At 59.5% G+C, this 15,792-nt stretch carries 18 protein-coding genes and 2 pseudogenes; 3 read left to right on the forward strand and 17 right to left on the reverse strand.

The window, feature by feature from the left end:
- Positions 1–135: 135 nt before the first annotated feature.
- The 13 genes from AHiyo1_RS01520 to AHiyo1_RS27805 form a co-directional block, all read right to left on the reverse strand.
- Positions 136–336: a Flp family type IVb pilin gene (locus AHiyo1_RS01520; RefSeq protein ID WP_445286176.1), complete on the reverse strand. Its 201-nt coding sequence runs from the start codon at positions 334–336 to the stop codon at positions 136–138.
- A 20-nt stretch (positions 337–356) separates the two neighbouring features.
- On the reverse strand, positions 357–1,232 hold the full coding sequence (locus AHiyo1_RS01525) for a type II secretion system F family protein (RefSeq protein ID WP_059387388.1): 876 nt from the start codon (positions 1,230–1,232) through the stop codon (positions 357–359).
- A gap of 12 nt (positions 1,233–1,244) precedes the next feature.
- Positions 1,245–2,117, reverse strand: a complete 873-nt coding sequence (locus AHiyo1_RS01530) for a type II secretion system F family protein (protein WP_340639282.1) — start codon at positions 2,115–2,117, stop codon at positions 1,245–1,247.
- A gap of 77 nt (positions 2,118–2,194) precedes the next feature.
- On the reverse strand, positions 2,195–3,592 hold the full coding sequence (locus AHiyo1_RS01535; RefSeq protein ID WP_059387390.1) for a CpaF family protein: 1,398 nt from the start codon (positions 3,590–3,592) through the stop codon (positions 2,195–2,197).
- Between the two features lie 80 nt (positions 3,593–3,672).
- Positions 3,673–4,878: an AAA family ATPase gene (locus AHiyo1_RS01540; RefSeq protein WP_059387391.1), complete on the reverse strand. Its 1,206-nt coding sequence runs from the start codon at positions 4,876–4,878 to the stop codon at positions 3,673–3,675.
- The gene (cpaB, locus tag AHiyo1_RS01545) at positions 4,875–5,642 is read right to left on the reverse strand and encodes a Flp pilus assembly protein CpaB (RefSeq protein ID WP_253257106.1); all 768 of its coding nucleotides are present in this window, start codon (positions 5,640–5,642) and stop codon (positions 4,875–4,877) included. Before cpaB ends, AHiyo1_RS01540 begins: the two co-directional genes overlap by 4 nt.
- A gap of 39 nt (positions 5,643–5,681) precedes the next feature.
- Positions 5,682–6,017, reverse strand: a complete 336-nt coding sequence (locus AHiyo1_RS01550; RefSeq protein WP_059387392.1) for a hypothetical protein — start codon at positions 6,015–6,017, stop codon at positions 5,682–5,684.
- A 109-nt stretch (positions 6,018–6,126) separates the two neighbouring features.
- A complete protein-coding gene (locus AHiyo1_RS01555; protein ID WP_253257107.1) occupies positions 6,127–6,654 on the reverse strand; it encodes a TadE/TadG family type IV pilus assembly protein in 528 nt (175 codons plus the stop codon).
- Positions 6,642–7,037, reverse strand: a complete 396-nt coding sequence (locus AHiyo1_RS01560; protein ID WP_059387394.1) for a TadE/TadG family type IV pilus assembly protein — start codon at positions 7,035–7,037, stop codon at positions 6,642–6,644. Before AHiyo1_RS01560 ends, AHiyo1_RS01555 begins: the two co-directional genes overlap by 13 nt.
- A 92-nt stretch (positions 7,038–7,129) precedes the next feature.
- Positions 7,130–7,345 carry a Flp family type IVb pilin gene (locus tag AHiyo1_RS01565; RefSeq protein WP_084784303.1) on the reverse strand — a complete coding sequence of 72 codons (216 nt, stop codon included), beginning with the start codon at positions 7,343–7,345 and terminating at the stop codon, positions 7,130–7,132.
- A gap of 12 nt (positions 7,346–7,357) precedes the next feature.
- Positions 7,358–7,558, reverse strand: coding sequence for a Flp family type IVb pilin (locus tag AHiyo1_RS01570; protein WP_059387395.1), 201 nt, complete (start codon positions 7,556–7,558; stop codon positions 7,358–7,360).
- A 269-nt stretch (positions 7,559–7,827) separates the two neighbouring features.
- Complete coding sequence (locus tag AHiyo1_RS01575; RefSeq protein WP_340639264.1) at positions 7,828–8,322, reverse strand: prepilin peptidase; 495 nt, start codon at positions 8,320–8,322, stop codon at positions 7,828–7,830.
- A 26-nt stretch (positions 8,323–8,348) separates the two neighbouring features.
- Entirely contained in the window at positions 8,349–8,480 is a 132-nt protein-coding gene (locus AHiyo1_RS27805) for a hypothetical protein (protein ID WP_340639265.1), read from the reverse strand.
- 295 nt (positions 8,481–8,775) lie between these two features.
- Here AHiyo1_RS27805 and rplM point away from each other — a divergent pair, with 295 nt between their 5' ends.
- Together rplM and rpsI are read left to right on the forward strand one after the other, a co-directional pair.
- Positions 8,776–9,219: a 50S ribosomal protein L13 gene (gene rplM / locus AHiyo1_RS01580; protein ID WP_024817563.1), complete on the forward strand. Its 444-nt coding sequence runs from the start codon at positions 8,776–8,778 to the stop codon at positions 9,217–9,219.
- Positions 9,220–9,255: 36 nt separating this feature from the next.
- Positions 9,256–9,765, forward strand: a complete 510-nt coding sequence (gene rpsI / locus AHiyo1_RS01585) for a 30S ribosomal protein S9 (RefSeq protein ID WP_059387396.1) — start codon at positions 9,256–9,258, stop codon at positions 9,763–9,765.
- 73 nt (positions 9,766–9,838) lie between these two features.
- On the opposite strand, the gene AHiyo1_RS01590 is transcribed toward rpsI, so the two are convergent.
- The gene (locus tag AHiyo1_RS01590; protein WP_059387397.1) at positions 9,839–11,755 is read right to left on the reverse strand and encodes an ArnT family glycosyltransferase; all 1,917 of its coding nucleotides are present in this window, start codon (positions 11,753–11,755) and stop codon (positions 9,839–9,841) included.
- 60 nt (positions 11,756–11,815) lie between these two features.
- Positions 11,816–13,054 carry a bifunctional glycosyltransferase family 2/GtrA family protein gene (locus tag AHiyo1_RS01595; RefSeq protein ID WP_059387398.1) on the reverse strand — a complete coding sequence of 413 codons (1,239 nt, stop codon included), beginning with the start codon at positions 13,052–13,054 and terminating at the stop codon, positions 11,816–11,818.
- Positions 13,055–13,214: 160 nt separating this feature from the next.
- Between AHiyo1_RS01595 and glmM the strand changes: the two are divergent.
- Positions 13,215–14,576 (forward strand): annotated as a pseudogene (gene glmM / locus AHiyo1_RS01600) (phosphoglucosamine mutase).
- 82 nt (positions 14,577–14,658) lie between these two features.
- Here glmM and mscL read toward each other — a convergent pair.
- Both mscL and AHiyo1_RS01610 read right to left on the reverse strand, forming a co-directional pair.
- On the reverse strand, positions 14,659–15,048 hold the full coding sequence (gene mscL / locus AHiyo1_RS01605) for a large conductance mechanosensitive channel protein MscL (protein WP_059387399.1): 390 nt from the start codon (positions 15,046–15,048) through the stop codon (positions 14,659–14,661).
- A gap of 88 nt (positions 15,049–15,136) precedes the next feature.
- Positions 15,137–15,792 (reverse strand): annotated as a pseudogene (locus AHiyo1_RS01610) (M15 family metallopeptidase); the annotation flags it as partial.

The raw sequence follows: 15,792 nt of genomic DNA on the forward strand, positions 1-15,792 counted from the left end.
CCGGGGCTTGGACGTTGGACGGCCCCCTCCCGGTTCTGGGTACCGTGGAGGGGGCCTGCGATGACCGCCCACGGTTCTGGGTTCGCGGGTGGTCGGTCAATAGCGCCCCAGATGCGCCGGTCATGGGAGCCGTTCTTAGGGCAGGCCCAGAGCGGTCTTCACTCCATTGGCCAGTGCGCCGAAGTAGCCGTTCAGGGCTGTCCCGAACAGTCCTACTCCCGCAACGATGACCATCGCGAAGACGCCCACCAATATTGAGTATTCCGTAGCCGTTGCTCCCTGTTCTTCAGCCAAGATCCCTATTAGCTGCTTGATCCTTCTTTTCATATCGATCACCGTCAGTTCCTTAGTGCACGCTAGGAGAATGCAGCGATGATTTTCATGACCGCTGGACCCAGAAGGATGATGAACAGGGTGGGGAAGATGCAGAAGATCAAGGGGAAGAGAATCTTCACCGGGATCTTCATGGCATGTTCTTCTGCCCGCTGACGGCGCTTGGTCCGCATTTCCTGAGCCTGGGCCTTGAGGACTTTGGCAATGGCAATGCCGTAGGCATCGGCTTGGACAACCGCCCTGATGAAGCTACGAACGTCGGGAACATCGACGCGCTGGGACATATCGAGATAGGCGTCCTTGCGGCTGCGCCCCACTTGAATATCCTGAAGTGTCCGGATGAACTCGTCCGCCAGCGGTCCTTTGCCGTTTTCCGCAGCTCGGGCCATGGCAGCTTCAAAACCTAGACCTGCCTGGACAGAGATAAGCATCTGGTCGAGTGAGTTTGGCAACTCCAAACGAATTGCCTCGCGCCGTTTCTGCGCATTCGAACGAATGAGGAGATCCGGTACGAAATAAGCGATTGCCGTGACGGCAAAGGCAAGAAGAAGTTTCCCGGCCGATGGATCGCTGAGGAACAGCAGCACTCCGAAGACGCCACCACCGAGTGCCAGCAGTGGTTTGACCATCAAGATCCTGCCCAAAGGCCAATCCTTGGGACGACCAGCCCCCGCCAGTTGCTTGTCGAGCCAGACCACGTAGCCGTCGGGCGCAAGTTGCCGTGTTATGGCCGTCAATCGATCCTGAACATTCCCGGACTGTGGGGTGGAAGCCGTGCGGACACCCAGATTAGTACGAATGTTGCGTATTCCTATCCTGTCGCCAGTGAAAGCGAGCCAGACCATCCAAGACACAGGGGCCACGATGGCCAACATGGCTGCATATGCGAAGAATTGCATGGTGGATCCCTCCTAATACTTCGGCTTGATCAGGCGGCTCAGCCAGAACGCGCCAAGGCTGAGCATGACGACCGCCACTGCAAGCATGATGTAGCCAGGCACCGTGGAAGTGAACGTATGGGCATAGCTCGGATTGATGAACAGGAGCGCAATGAACATGACTACTGGCAGCGCCAGCAATACCAGCGCGGACATTCGCCCTTCGGCGCTCAACGCCTTGACCTGGCGACGGATTTGGTTGCGGTCGCGGATTGTTTCTCCAACGTGGTCCAGGACTTCCGCCAAGTCTCCGCCGACTTCTCGGTGGATCTCGATCGCCTGTGCTATCCAGCCGAAGTCCTCGCTCTTCGTCCTTATGGCGACATCGCTGAGGGACTCGCCGAGATCGCGTCCGATCCGAGTTTCGTTGACGATCCTGCTCATCTCCTCGGCCATAGGCGCTTCGCTCTCTTGGGCAGTGGCATCGACTGCCCTTAGGAGGCTATGCCCGGCCCGCATCCCTCCACTCAACATCTGGAGGGCATCAGGTACTTGCTCGTCGAATTTCGACGCACGCCGGGCTGTAAGGACGCTCAGGAACGCCATCAGGGAAACCACAGCGATCAGGCACATCAGGATCGTGAAGATGAGGCCGCCGAGCAGGAATCCGATTGCGCCGGCGAAAGCTACTACGATTCCAGCAATCAATACGTAGTCGGCTGGTTGTTTCTTTAAGCCTGCGGCATCCAGTTTCGCCCGCGAAAGATATCCACCAGAGCCCGATTGAATGCGTATCTGAATGGCATCTCTTGCGTTGTCGGTGAGTCGGGTCAGGGCGGACGTGTGGATCGGAGCGCCGGGTCGGCGCCTTTCGGCATCGAGGGTTCTCTTTGACTTGAGCACCACCAAAACGAGCAGAAGTAGAGCAACATAGACCAAGCCCAAGCCCGCAGCCAGGAAAACGGGTTGGATTCCCGCGTCGCTCATCGCAGGCCTCCCATCATGGGTGCTCCGAAAACTGCCGGAGAGATGGGGATCCCCAGTTCCGCGAAACGATCGGTGAAGCGGGGCCGGACTCCCGTCGGGATCGGCTTGCCGAGGAAGCGACCATTGGCATCGACACCGGCTGAGTAGTCGAACACGAACGCGTCTTGGAGAGTCACGATGTCGCCTTCCATCCCCTGAACCTCGGTGATGTGCGTAACCCTGCGTGTTCCGTCGCGCAGGCGGCTAATGTGCACAATTAGGTTCACGGCTGAAGCCACTTGTTCACGGATGGCCCTCAGCGGAAGGTCCATTCCGGCCATGAGCACCAGAGTCTCGAGGCGGGCAACGGCGTCTCTGGGCGAGTTTGCGTGGACCGTGGAGATGGAGCCGTCGTGGCCCGTGTTCATGGCTTGAAGCATGTCGAGCGACTCTCCTCCACGAACTTCGCCCACAACGATGCGGTCAGGACGCATACGAAGGGAGTTGCGTACAAGATCCCGAATGGTTACCTCGCCGCGTCCCTCAATATTGGCTGGCCTGCTTTCAAGGCGCACCACATGCTCTTGTTGGAGTTGTAGTTCGACCGCATCCTCAATGGTGACGATCCGGTCCTCTACAGGGATGAACGACGAGAGGACGTTCAACAGGGTCGTTTTCCCAGTGCCGGTTCCGCCGGACACGATGATGTTCATCCGAGCCAAGACACAAGCCCGCAGCAGCTCTGCCATTTCGGGGGACAGGCTGCCAAACTCGATGAGTTTGTTCACAGTGAGTGCTTCGCGACCAAATTTCCGGATGGTCAGCGACGGCCCATTGACAGCAAGTGGCGGAATGATGGCATTCACGCGGGAGCCGTCGGGGAGCCTCGCATCGACCAGCGGAGACGACTCGTCGATTCGCCGTCCGACCCTAGAGACGATGCGTTCAATGATCCGCCGCAGGGCCTCGTCCGAGGAGAATTTGGCCTCGGTCTTGTACAGTCGACCATACCGTTCGACGTAAATGCTGTCGTAGCGGTTCACCATGACTTCCGTAATTTCCGGATCGTCCAGGAACCGCTGAATGGCGCCATGGCCGAGAACATCGTCGATGATCTCCGCAGTGAGGCGCTGCCGTTCTGCGGACGTCAGAGGCACCTGCTCTTCGTCTACAACAACCTTCAGCTCGTCGCGCACATATTGGTGCAATTCAGTCTCGTCCAGCGACGAGTCGGAGAGCCTGGAGCCGAGTCGTTCAAACAAAGCCTTGCTTGCCCGCTCCTTAAGGTCGCCGAGTGCTTCACTGGCCAGAATCGTCGACGGCATGTTTTCGTCGGCGTTAGCCAGGGTGTTCGAGGACTCCGCTGCCTTCGTTTCTTGGATGCGGCCGAGCGTGGTTGCTCTTGGCGCAGCCATATCTGAGGGAACTGCCCCAGCGTTTTGTGCTGCCCCGGCACCGGCGTCGTATCGACGACTTTCGAGTCTGCGTGAGAGGTTCACCGGACAACCGCCCTTCTGTGCATCTGCTTGTGTTCTCGCTCGTCCCAATTGGGCTTAAACCGGTTCACCAGCAGCCGTAGGCCCTTGGTGGCGGCATCTCGCGTGCTGTCCTGTAGCAGCGGGACGCCTTTGTTCGTGGAGAAAGGAAGGGTCCGTGATCGTGGAATTGCAACATCCACCGGAACACCAATGGTTGCTTCGACGTCCTTGAGGACCAAACCGCTCTTGGGATCGGCCATGTTGAGGACGACGTGACGGTACTGAGGAAGCAGTTGCAATTCGTCGAGAATACTGAGTCCGGTACGCAATCCGCGGATACTCGGAATGTCCATTCCGCACACCCACACCGCGTCCGTGGCACTTTCAAGTGCGGCGAGCACATGCTCACCGAGCCCAGGGGCTGTGTCTATGACGACGTATTGGAATTCGTGCCGCAACTGTTCCAACAACCTGCTGACATGTTGGGCTGTAATGCGATCCATTTCGACAGGATTGCGGGGGGCACACAGCGCATAGATGCTGGCCGGATGAACGCTCAAGTAAGTCTTGAGCACCATGGAATCCTGGCTGGCTGGTCCAAGCACTGCGTCCGTAATGGTGTGTTCGGGGTTCAACAGGAGGCCGCTGGCCACATCGCCGAACTGTAGATCCAGGTCGACGATCACCACGCCCATGGGCGCCAGGGCCCCTAGTCCGACTGCTAGGTTTGTAGCCACTGTTGTCTTACCAACCCCGCCCTTGGGCGACATGACCGCAATGATGCGACCGCCCGAAGCCTGGGACGGGGTCTCGATGGCGTTAGGGGCGAGGCCCCGTCGCCTGCCGGCGGCTGCAAGGCTTGCCCGCTCCACCATAACGCGGATGGTGTCCGAGTCCGCTGCGGGTGAGAGCAGGTCTCGCACTCCGGCGCGCATTGCCGCGAGGACCAATGACTCGTTCTGTTCGGCAGCCAGCACCACACTGATTTCCGGAAACTGGAGATCCAGCAAGGAAGCGTGCTTGAGCGAGTCATTGATCTCCAACCCCGGGCCCAAAATCAGCACTTCAGGCGGTTCTCCGAGGAGCTGGTCCAAGATCTCCCGTGGCCCCGCCGGCAAGTAGTCGGCCTGGAACCACTGGAGGCTTCCGCTCATTCCAGCAGTTGCCGAGCGGACCCGCCGTTCGAAATCAGGTTCCGGGGTGATGAGAACGAAGCGGCTCATTTGAATACACTTCCCCGGTCAATGACTCCCGTTGCGCCTGCAGCGGCACCGGAAGGCTCTTTGCTGAGATAAATGGTGCCGAACTCAACGGCGTACACGATCTTTTGGACGTCGACGGCAGAGCGCGCCACCGTGACAAGGTAGCCACTCCCCGAGCCCGCGGTCTTGTTGGGGTTCAGGGAACCGCTGCTTGGCTGAGCGGTGGAACTGGAGTTGTCTGCAATCGTTCCATTGGCGTCCTGCACAGCGGTGACCAGGACTTTGTGGAATGTAAAGTTTGTCTGGTCAGGGGAGCTGGATTTGTCATCCGCTTTGAATGACAGCATTACGCCGACGGTGTCACCGGCCTTTACTGTCCCGCCGACAACGCGTTCGATCGGCAGCTTGAGCGTGACCTCTTGAAGTCCAGTAGGAACTTCAACCCGGCCCGGACCGGCCAAGCTGGTTGGATCGACCATCCGGGTCGCAAGCAATTGCTCACCAGGCATGAAGTCAATCGAAGAAACCTTGGAGCCGAGTTCCCCAAGATTCGTGACGCTGTCGGCCGCAATGGCTGACTTTGGCACGGACTTTTTCACGACAGAATCCCCGAAACCGGCCGTCGGCGTGCCAGCGGGGATTTCCTTTTGGATGACGTAGACGTCTTCCGTTTCCGTATTTGCCAGAGCGCGCTTGTCGGCGCCCTGGACGTAGAACACGAGCATCACTGTTCCAATGATGGCTACGACAAGCGCAGCGATGCCTCCCAGTAGGCGTGTTTTCACTTTTCTTCCTTCCCAGATGCGCTCGTCCAAGAGCGCGATTTATTGGATGAGTTGCGGCGGAAGGTTGGCCCCGCCTTGCGTGTATCCCCCTCCCTGGTACACAGAGGGGTCAGCAATCCAGCTGACAAAGTACCCGCGGACACCGTTGTTGCTTCCTCCGAGGCCTGTTTGATCGCCGCCGGTCATACCGGGGAAGTTGTACCCGGTCAGATAGAAAGCCGCATATCCCTTGATGTAGTACTTACCTCCAGCGCCGCTTGCCGAAGCTTCTGTGAAAACGGGGAAGGCAACCACCGTGTTTAGATAGCCGGCAATGAGGGACTTGCACTCTTTTGGCATGCTCAACCCCGTCTTGCTCTGCGCGTAGGGATCCACTACTCCGCTTGTTGACGGATCATCTGGATAAACCTGCGCGGCGCACTGGCCGGGCACGGGCGTTAGCATTCGAATCCGCCAGGGATGACCTGGCCGGACGGGCTGTCACTCACGCAGGTGGTTGATCCGTGGGTAAGAATCGTCTGTGTGGCCCCATTGATGTCGAATTGGCATGGAGCGAAGGCCAGCGGCAGGATCGCGGGGCCGGATCCAGGGCCGCCCCACGTCGCGGTGCTTGGGCGCCGACCGTCACCGGGCCGGTGTTGAGCGCGTTGGCAAACATCTTGCTCAGGTATCCGGCTCCGGTTGTGCCGTCCTTGGTAGATGTTGTGACAGTTACCTTGCCTGGCACGCTCAGATCCACTGACTTCACGGTGCTGGCGCCATCATTTGCGTTGGAGTTTGCGAGGGGGCCAGCCAGCGACGTATTGCAGGAACCTTTGGCGCAGCTGCTCGCGACGGCGAGTGCTCCGGCGTCGGCCCCGTTCTGCAGTTGGGCCCGCTCCGCATAAATCTGACCGACGTCAACCGCCACGGCGCCAACCCCGATGAGGGTGAGCATCATGAGCGCGACCATGACGCCCGCAGCCCCGCGCTCTCTGTCATGAGGGTCCCGACGTCGGATCAGCCGTTGCATTGCATTGCTCCCTTGCCTGTGACGGTGAGACTGGAGCCGAAGAATCCGGTGAGAGACTGTCCGCTGTAGGTAGTGGTCACCGTGATTGTTGGGGGGGGACTGCCTGCCGCGCAGGCGCCAGAATAGCTAAAACTCAGCTTGGAGGTGTCGAGCGATGGTGCTCCGGCCTTGCCAGCCGCAGTCGCCTTGCTTGTGTCGTTGGTGATTGCCATGCTCCGCGCGGCTTCACGGGAAGCCTGAGTCACTGAAACCTGGATGTTGTAGGCGTTTGAAAACTCGACAACAGCGATGATCAGGGACACGAGGATCGGGGCGACGAGGGCGAATTCGACGGCAACTGCGCCCCGCTCATGGTTCTTGGAAGACTTGATCCTGCGTTTCAAAGGATCCCCCTGGGTAGATGCTGCGGATGTTTGCAGCGAGAAAACGGTGCGTTGTGCCGCGCCCGTAGACGCGGCACAACGCTTGTGCCTGGTTACCAGGTACCGACCGTGGTGCTGAGGGTGTTGAAGAAGCCATTCAGTGCTCCCCCGAACAGACCCACACCTGCCACGATGACGAGGGCGATGAGGCCCACGAGGAGCGAGTATTCCGTCGCGGTGGCACCTCTTTCGGCTCCGAGCCAAACAACGGTCTTATTAAGAAAGCGAACCGCCCATTTCGCCTTAAGGATGCCGCGTTTCGCACTCATGCCGTGGTCGCCTTACCACTTCGCGACTGTGGTGGAGAGAGTAGTGAACCAGGTGTTCAGCGCTCCGCCGAACAGGCCGACGCCGCCAACGATGACGAGGGCAATAAGACCCACGAGCAGTGAATACTCGGTTGCCGTTGCGCCCTTTTCAGAGGTCAGTTTGTCTTTGATGCCGGCGATGAATGCGAGGGTGGAAATCATGAAAGTTGACATTGGAAAAACCTTTCCCAGATAAGTGAATTTGTCTACGAATTCCAGTTGCCTACATATCCCGTTTGGCGTTTGGATTTCGATAGGACAAGAATTGCCCCTGGGAGGGTTAACAAACAATGCGTAGTGGTACTCGTCTTTCCGACAGCGGATGGCGCTGACTACTCGAAGCGCGATTCACGGGTACTCGGTTTACCTGCCTAAGTACTACCTAGGCGCTCGCGCAGATGGGGCTCTTGTGAACCGAGGGAACTGGGAAGGACGTCAGGACCTCACGCAACGAGAAGGGCCACTCCAATTGCCGCGGCGAACATGGCAGGTCCGTGTGCCACCTCAGATGGCTTGGTTCCGCGCTTCAGGCGCAACATCAGCACCGTCACCACCCCGCCCACCACGAAGCCCAGCAGTCCCCCGTAGAACACGTGGGTCCAGCCCAAGTAGCCCAAGTACATTCCGAGTGGTGCCGAGAGCTTCACGTCGCCCATTCCGAGGCCTCCCGGAGAAATTAGTCCAAGAATTAAGTACCCCAGGAACAAGATGACGCCGCCGGCAGCCGCTCGCAGCAGCCCCGGCCAGTCCGGAACAAGCACAGCCGACATAGTTAACAGACCAAGCCCGGACGCAAGCAGCACCAGGACCAGCGGGTTTGGGAGCAAATGGTGCGCGATATCAACGCGTGACAGCTGCACGGCGAGCACTGACAGGAGGAGATAGGCGGGGAGTGCCGGAGACAAGCCGAACCGCAGCGTCATGAGGGCAAACAACACCGCGGTGGCAACCGCCGTCGTGAACCTTATGGCGGGGAAGGGAGCCCGCCAAGCCGCGGCATGGACCAAGTGATCAGAAGCTCTGCCAGAGGGCTCGTGAGCAGCCCCAGGAGCCCGAAGGCGGCCACAAGCAAGGGCTGGGCGGCAGTTGCTGTCATCGCATCTCCTAGGAGCTCAGGAAGGGTCTTAGTTGTTCACGCTCGTTGCCAGCCTATTTTGACCCTGAAGCTCCTTGCCGCTATTGTTGATAGTCGTTGTGCGTGTCCTTTCTCGATGACACATGCCCGCTTGGGGATCCAGTTGCAGGATCGTTAACTCGACAGGCATATCGGGACTTCGGGATGACTGGTACATAGAGCCCTCACCTCTGCTCCGGTAACGCATACCTAGTAGGCACACGCTTCAAGCGTGCCGCCTAAAACATGAACGCCAGAACAAGAACGAGGCAAAACCGTGCGTACGTACACCCCGAAGCCCGGCGATATCAACCGCCAGTGGCACGTCATCGATGCCACCGACGTTGTCCTTGGTCGTCTTGCCAGCCAGACCGCAACACTGCTGCGCGGAAAGCACAAGCCGACCTTTGCGTCCCACATGGACATGGGCGACTTCGTCATCATCATCAACGCTGAAAAGGTCGCCCTGACCGGCGCCAAGCTGGAGCAGAAGCGCGCATACCGCCACTCCGGCTACCCGGGCGGCTTGACCTCCGTCAACTACGCGGAACTGCTGGAATCCAACCCGGTCCGCGCCGTGGAGAAGGCCATCAAGGGCATGCTCCCGAAGAACTCCCTCGCTGCACAGCAGCTGGGCAAGCTGAAGGTGTACCGCGGTGCAGAGCACCCGCACGCCGCCCAGCAGCCCAAGACTTTCGAAATCACCCAGGTCGCCCAGTAGTCCTGGCCACCAAACAACTTTTAATCAAGGAGAATCGTGGCTCAGAACGAAGAACTGACCACCGAGGCCGTTGTGGCTGAGGAAAACCTGACCAGCTACACCTCGGAGAGCGGTCCTGCAGAAGCAGAAGCGCCGAAGAAGGAGCGCCCGGCACTTACCGTTGCCGGCGCCGCAGTTGGCCGTCGTAAAGAAGCTGTTGCACGTGTTCGCATCGTGCCCGGCACCGGCAAGTGGATCATCAACGGCCGCGAGTTGGCCAACTACTTCCCGAACAAGCTGCACCAGCAGGACGTCAACGAGCCCTTCAAGATCCTTGATCTTGACGGCGCCTACGACGTCTTCGCACGCATCCACGGTGGCGGCATTTCCGGCCAGGCCGGTGCACTGCGTCTCGGCATCGCCCGTTCGCTGAACGAGATCGACGCCGAGAACAACCGCGCCACCCTGAAGAAGGCCGGCTTCCTGCGTCGTGACGCCCGCGTCATCGAGCGTAAGAAGGCTGGTCTCAAGAAGGCACGCAAGGCTCAGCAGTACTCCAAGCGCTAAAACCGCTTTCGGACGCTTCCAGCGGCCCGCAGAGGCCCGTTCCGCCATTTTGGTGGGGCGGGCCTTTTCGCGTTTAGCGGCTACTTTCCAATGGATTTCCTAGGTCGTACACCGTGGTGCCATCAGTGACATCTGAGTGGAAGGTGGCCGCCACCCAATTCTGAATCGCCGTGAGCTCCTGGCTGTTTCCCGGGACCTTCAGTTGTTCAGGTTGCTCGACGAGGTAGCAAATTTGTCCCGCAGCGACCCAGTCCCGGAACTTGTTCAGGGTAGGGCTGGGATCCACAGCAGCGAAACCACCCAACGGCATGATCGGACGATTGGAAGCCAGCTGAAAACGTGCAGCCGTTTGGGCAGGGTAAGTGGCCGCGGCCCACGTACATCTCGAAGGGGCGTTTTGCAGCTTCTCCAAGATGGCTTGGCCGGGGTTATTGCCTATCGCAATTCCGTAGGCCCAGGCCGGTTCCTGTTTCCTAACTCCGTCAAGGAATCGGCTAAGCGTGTTCGGGTTCCGGGAGATTCCACCGGAGAGGGGATTGGACCCGGATTGAGGAGAACCCACAGTCAGGAAAGAGCAAAATACCGGTCCGATCAGCAGCGCCCCAATTGTCACGGCAACTGTTGAGCGCCCAAGCCAAGGCCAGGGCGGCCGGACACCAGAGGCTGCCGCCAAGAGCAAGCCGGCAAACAGTACGGCGGTTCCGAGCCATTCGGGATACCCCTCGCCAATTTTCCACATTGCGTTTGCGAATATGAAGCTCGCAACCAATGCAGCCGTAGTCAATATTCGCCCTAGCGCTGTCTTGGCGCCCGACAAGAGCAAACGGGCACCAATACCGACGCAAAGAGCCAGCGGAGGCGCCAGGGAGGACGAATAGTAGGAATGAAAGCCCTGGCTCATGAAACTCAGCACGAGGTAAGTTGTTACGAACCAGACAACTGCTGCCGACGATAGGATCGCCTCATTCCGTTCGAATCGGCGTGTGGCAACGGCCCACGTAATGGCCATGCAACTGAGCAAGGCAGGCATGAGCAGCCAGCCGATTTCCTGTCCGTAGTTCAGATTGATCAGCCTGAAGAATCCCGCGTCAGTGCCCATGCCCCTGAACTCTTGGGGTATGAGTGACAAGGACGGGTCATCTGCATGTTGGACTACGCGGTCGATCCCGTTGTACCCGAGTGTTAGTTCAATCATGCTGTTGCTTGTTGAGCCTCCGACGAAGGGACGGGATTGGACAGGTGTGAGGTCGACGGCGAGCGGCCAGGCCATGGAACCAGCGGCCATGACGCATCCGGCCAGGGCAAGCCCGAGGAACCTTTTACGCCAGGACAGGCGGGCGAAAAGGAGAAAGACCATCGTGATTGCCGGGAGAACCAGAAATGCCTGAAGCTGTTTCGTCAGAAATCCGAGAGCCAACAATCCGCCCGCGAGGATCAGTGGCTTGAGTTTGCCCGTCTCTGAGGCCCGGATCCCGGCGTAGAGCGCCGCAATCATCAACAGGACCATGAGTGGATCCGGGTTGTTGTAGCGGGCTAGTAGAACGGTGATTGGGGTGAATGCGAACACCATTGCGGCGATGAGGGCAGCCACGGCCGGGAAATATCTGCGGGTTAGGACAAAGATCAGCAGCGTACTGGACAACGTGATGATGACTTGTGGGACTAGGAGGCTCCAAGAGTTGAGTCCGAATAGTCGGATCGAAAGCCCCATCACCCAGAGGCTGAGTGGGGGTTTATCCACGGAGATTGAGTTCCCCCAGTCCGAGGAACCGAAGAAGAATGCCGTGAAGTCGTGTTCACCGGACTGCACTGCAGCTGAGTAAAACGCGTTGGCCCAACCATTTTGATCCAGTTTCCACAGGTAAAAAAATGCCGTGGAGAGCAAGAAGACCGCGATGGTGACCTTCTCCCAGCGCGCAACTGGGGTTGGGCTTCGGACAGCGAAGCCGGTCGGCTGACGCCGAGTACGGGAGGCGGTAGATTCGGACACCGTCAAAAGATTCCTCCTTGAAATTTCCCCCAGATGTTGTTCAAGTCTGGGACAACATGATCAAAGTAGCGACTCTTTTGGCTGATTGAGTGCAAAACCCGTGCGCCGTTCCTCCGACCGACGAACCCGGAAGACCCAGATCCGGAGCAGAACGAATCGGACAAGAGTTGCAAATATGTTTGCGCAGGTCAGGACGAAAAGCTCAGTGCTGGGCGACGCGTCCGGATGGATGGCATGTAGTAGTAGCAGGGAAGAGGAAGTGATTCCCCAGGCGACCAGGAACACCACGAGGCCTTGAAACTGTTGGGTGAACTGCCGCTCGGGTCCATGGATCCTGAACGTGAAGCGGCGGTTGGCAGCCGTGTTCGCGATGGCCGTGAGCAACAGGGCCAGGAAGTTTCCCTGCTGTGGACCAAACGGGCCCTGGAACAGCAGATATAGCAAAGCAAAAGCAAGAGTGGAGAACGCGCCGACGATTCCGAAACGTATCACTTGGCCGAAGAAACTTGGACGCGTTGGCGCGGCGATAGGTCCTCGCCCCAGCTCCGCGTATATCGCTTGCAAAGGGATATTTCCCTTCATCATGGAACCCGCGACGCGCACGAGGCCCCTGATATCGTCGATGGCCGTTTGGCGGATATCCACCCTGCTGTCTGGATCGTCGATCCAGTCGACGGGAATCTCGTGGATTCGAAGCCCTGCCCGCTCTGCCAAGATCAACAGTTCGGTGTCGAAGAACCAGCAGTTGTCCTTCACATAAGGAAGCAGCCGATGCGCGACTTCTGCCCTGACAGCCTTAAAGCCGCACTGGGCGTCGGAAAACTGGACCTGCATGGTCCGTTTAAGAATCAGGTTGTAGCTCCGGGAGATGAATTCCCGTTTGGGACCTCTGACCACTCTCGAAGTCCGGCCGAGGCGGGTGCCGATGCTGACATCCGAGTGTCCGGAAAGCAGGGGAGCGATAAGCGGCGGCAACGCCGCCAAATCGGTCGAGAGGTCCACGTCGACATATGCCAGAACTTTCGCTTCAGACGAGGTCCAGGCGTCGCGGAGCGCGAAACCCCGCCCCTTTGTCTCAAGGCGCCGATAACTGACATTGGGAACCTCATCAGCGAGCTTCCGCGCAATTAAACCGGTCGCGTCCGTGCTCGCGTTATCGGCAATCGTGATTTTCCAGCTGTACAACAATTCCCGGGAAAGATAGTCGGCAAGCCGATAAATGCTTCGTTCGAGTATGGCGGACTCGTTGAATACGGGGACAATTATTTCGAGCGCCAAGCCCCCAGAGCTAGGTGTCATGCGGTAATCGTAGATACTTGTTAAGGGGCATTACTAGAGTGGAGCAAAAAGCGCAAGTCAAGTAGTTCCACTCTATCGATCGCGCGGTTGAAGGAGTATGCACGGCCCTTCCGGCACTCCTTCGCTCGGCCCCTGCAACCGTCGTCTAGACTGGGACGCGATGGCTAGATTATTTGGAACAGATGGCGTGCGTGGTCTCGCCAATGGATTGCTCACCGCGGAGCTTGCTCTTCAGTTGGCCCAAGCTGCCGCAGTGGTCCTTGGCCACGAGCGTGCGGCCAACGGAACGCGGCCCCGCGCCGTGGTCGCCCGGGATCCGCGCGCCAGCGGGGAGTTTATCGCCGCAGCGGTGGAAGCCGGACTTCGAGTTCCGGCATCGACGTGTACGACGCCGGTGTGCTGCCCACGCCCGCAGCGGCCTACCTCATCGCCGATCTCGATGCCGATTTCGGCGTCATGATCTCGGCCTCGCACAACCCCGCGCCGGACAACGGCATCAAGTTCTTTGCCCGCGGCGACCAGAAGCTCCCGGACGAGGTTGAGGACGCGATCGAGGCCCAGCTCGGCAAGGAACCCTCACGCCCTGTGGGCGGCGACGTCGGCCGGATCCAGCGCTTCTCGGACGCGAGGACCGCTACATCGTCCACCTGCTCGGCACCCTGCCGCACCGTCTTGAGGGCCTCAAGGTTGTCCTGGACTGCGCCCACGGTGCAGCCAGCGGCTGTTCCCCGCAGGTCTTCTCCAGTGCCGGCGCCGAAGTTGTAGTGATCGGCGCTGAACCCGACGGCCTGAACATCAACGACGGCGTCGGTTCCACCCACCTGGGCCAGCTCAAGGAAGCAGTCGTCAAGCACGGCGCGGACTTCGGCATTGCCCACGACGGCGACGCCGACCGCTGCCTGGCCGTGGACCATGAAGGCAACGAGGTTGACGGTGACCAGATCATGGCGATCCTGGCCCTCGCGCTGAAGAAGTCCGGAAAACTGAAGGACGACGTCCTGGTAGCCACCGTGATGAGCAACCTCGGACTCAAGATCGCCTTGCGTGAAGCTGGAATCACCATCCGCGAGACCGCGGTGGGGGACCGGTACGTCCTGGAGGCAATGCGCGACGGCGGCTTCAGCCTTGGCGGAGAGCAGTCGGGCCACGTGATCTTCTCCGATTACGCCACCACCGGCGACGGCGTCCTGACCGGACTTCAGATCGCCGCCCAAGTGGCCGGCACCGGACGGACCCTCCAAGACCTTGCCCGCGCCATGACCAAGCTGCCGCAGCTCATGATCAACGTGAAGGGCGTGGACAAATCGCGCGCCGCCACGGACGAAGCGTCGCTGCCGCAGTGGCCGCCGCTGAGCTCGAACTTGGTGACACCGGCCGCGTGCTCCTCCGGCCGTCGGGCACCGAAGCACTGGTGCGCGTGATGGTGGAAGCCGCGGACATGGAAACGGCCACCCGCATATGCACCGAACTCGCCGGCGTCGTCGAAGACCGCCTCGCAATTCCACGCGAACTGGCAGTTTAGCCCCGAAGCCAGCAAGCAACTGTGCCCGTCTCCATGAGGAGGCGGGCCACAGTTAGTTCAAGTGCTTACCTTTGAGCCGTGCCTATCTTTGGGCCAGGCTGTCGCGGATCTCCGTGAGGAGCGTGACCGCGGGGTCCGCCGCCGGCTCGTCTTCCGTGATGCCCAACTTGGCGTTGCGGCGCTCGATGAGGTGGTTCATCGGAGCCACCACGACGAAATAGATTGCGGCTGCTACCAGGACGAAGTTGACGATCGCGGTCAGCAAAACGCCGAACTGCAGGTCATTTCCGTTGATGGTCACCTTCGCGAAACTGTCAAAGTTGGGGGATCCAACCAAGGCAGCGATCAGCGGCATGAGGACGTTCTTGACGAGTGCATCAACAACTGCACCGAATGCGGCACCCATGACGACGGCTACGGCAAGGTCTACGACGTTGCCCTTCAGAATGAAATTCTTAAATCCACTCAACATGGCACCAAGCTAGTGCATGCTTGTAAATTCAAAGTGAGCAGCCGTTCAATTTCCGGGAGTGTCGGAAACTTTCCTGGTTAATCAACCGTTAGGGGTAGCCCGGCGCCGCTTCGAGTCCAAAGTACTCCTCGAGAGTGCCGATGCCCCGCTTGGCCATATCCGTCGCAGCCTCAACCCCGACGAATCGCAAATGCCAGGGCTCGTAGTAGTAGCCCGTGATCTCATTGAGCATCCACGGGTACCTGACAACAAATCCGTGCTTGTACGCATTCGCTTTGGCCCAGACGGCCGCCGGCTGATCAGCGAAGCAGGGTTCGAAGCTGCACGCCCCGCCGCCGTCGCCGATGTCGAAGGCCCAACCGGTCTGGTGTTCCGAGAAGCCGGGACGGGCGGAAGCCGTGTCCGCCGAGGCCTGGCCGCGCGTGCTCACGTAGCCGTTGTATGTGGCGGTTTGGGTCTGGAAGGAGCGGTAGCCGGACGCCAAGGTCATGGTGGCGCCTTCCGAAGCGGCTGCTGCGAAGAGCTTTTCGGCCGCTGCGGCGGTGGTGCTGTTGAGGAGGGACGCCTCTCCGCTGACTGCGAGTTGCACGCGGGGCTGTACCAGGTCGGGAGGGACAAACTGCAAGGGGGTCAGCGGCCGGTGCTTGTTGACGATGACCACTGGCTCGCCGGGTCGCTCAAGGAAAACTGCTGGGACAGGACCCCCGACGGCGGAGCCTTCGACGGCGGTGCGCTCGACGGCGG

Origin of the sequence: Arthrobacter sp. Hiyo1 (assembly GCF_001263615.2) — a bacterium.
GTDB lineage: Bacteria > Actinomycetota > Actinomycetes > Actinomycetales > Micrococcaceae > Arthrobacter.